Here is a 1,343-nt window from a genome sequence, read left to right as displayed (position 1 = left end):
ACGACGCCCTGGACGAGGCCGAGCGCGCCGGGCTGCTGCGCGTCGAGGAGGGCGTCGTGTCCCTGTACCACCCGCTCGTGCGCTCGGCGGTCTACGGGGCGGCGACCAGCGCGCAGCGCCGCGCGGCACACCGCGCGCTCGCTGCCGCGGTCGGCACCGACGCCGACCGCCGCGCCTGGCACCTGGCCGCCGCCGCCGACCGGCCCGACGAGCAGGTCGTGGCCGCCCTCGACGGCGTCGCCGAGCGCGCCGCGGCGCGGGGTGGCCACGAGGCCGCGGCCGACGCCTGGGCCCGCGCCGCCGAGCTCACCCCCGGTGGCGAGGCGCGCGGCCGCCGGCTGTACCTCGCCGCGTCGTCGGCCTGGCTGGGCGCGCACCCGTCACGGGCGGCGGCACTCGCGCAGGCCGCTGACGCCGACGTCGGCGACCCGCTGCTCCGGGCGCAGCTGCTCACGCTGCAGGGGCAGGTCGCGTGGAACACCCGCTCGCTCGACGACGGCTACGAGTTCGTCCTGCGGGCCGCGGAGGTCGCCGCCGGCGTGGACCAGGCCATGGCGCAGCAGCTGGCCATGCTGGCCGCATCGCTGTCCGCGTGCGGAGCGCGGTCACCGCGCGCCGTCGACCTCACGGCTCTCGTGCCCGCGCCGCCGCCGGGTGCGCCACCCCGCCCGCGGGCCGCACGGGCGCTGATGCACGGCTTCCTCGCCGCCGACCGTCAGGACTGGGCCACCGCCGCCGAGGCCTTCCGCTGCGCCTTCGCCCTCACCGACGCCGACCCGGTCGACGACCACGTGCTGCAGCCGAACCTCGGCGTCGCGGCGTGGCTGATCGACGACGACGAACGGGACCTGCGGCTGCACGAGCAGCAGCTGACCGCCGCCCGCCGCGCGGGTGCCCTCACCATGGTCGAGCACGCCCTCACCCGCGGCGCCCAGGTCCAGATCGCGACGGGCGCCTGGGGGAGGGCCGCGGCCGCGGCGGCCGAGGCGCTGCCGCTGGCCGCTGCCACCGGACACGCCGGCCTGACGGCGCTGCCGACCGCGGAGCTGGCCGTCGTGGCGGCGCTGCGCGGGGACGACGCCGCGGACCGTTCCCTGGCCGAGGTGGCGGCCGTCCGCGAGGCGCACCCGGTCGGCATCTCCGACTTCCTCGTGGTCGACCTGCTGCACTGGGCGCGGGGCCTGCGGGCCGCCGGCCGACCCGACACCGCGCTGCACCACCTCGAGCAGATCGCCAGTCCCCGGCTGCGCCGGATGGCGGCGATCGACCGCCTGGAGACCGCCGCCCGGGCCGGCCGGGACGACCTCGCGCGCGCGTGGCTGGCCGAGCTCGAGGGCTTCGCG

General features: G+C 79.3%; 1 pseudogene. It reads left to right on the top strand.

The features are described 5' to 3' along the window. A pseudogene (locus tag CHC04_RS23325) lies at positions 1-1,343 on the top strand (hypothetical protein); the annotation flags it as partial.

This window comes from Geodermatophilus saharensis, from assembly GCF_900188205.1.
Classification (GTDB): domain Bacteria; phylum Actinomycetota; class Actinomycetes; order Mycobacteriales; family Geodermatophilaceae; genus Geodermatophilus; species Geodermatophilus saharensis.
Note: the sequence above shows the minus strand (reverse complement) of the source record. Positions and strands in the feature narration are given on the sequence as shown.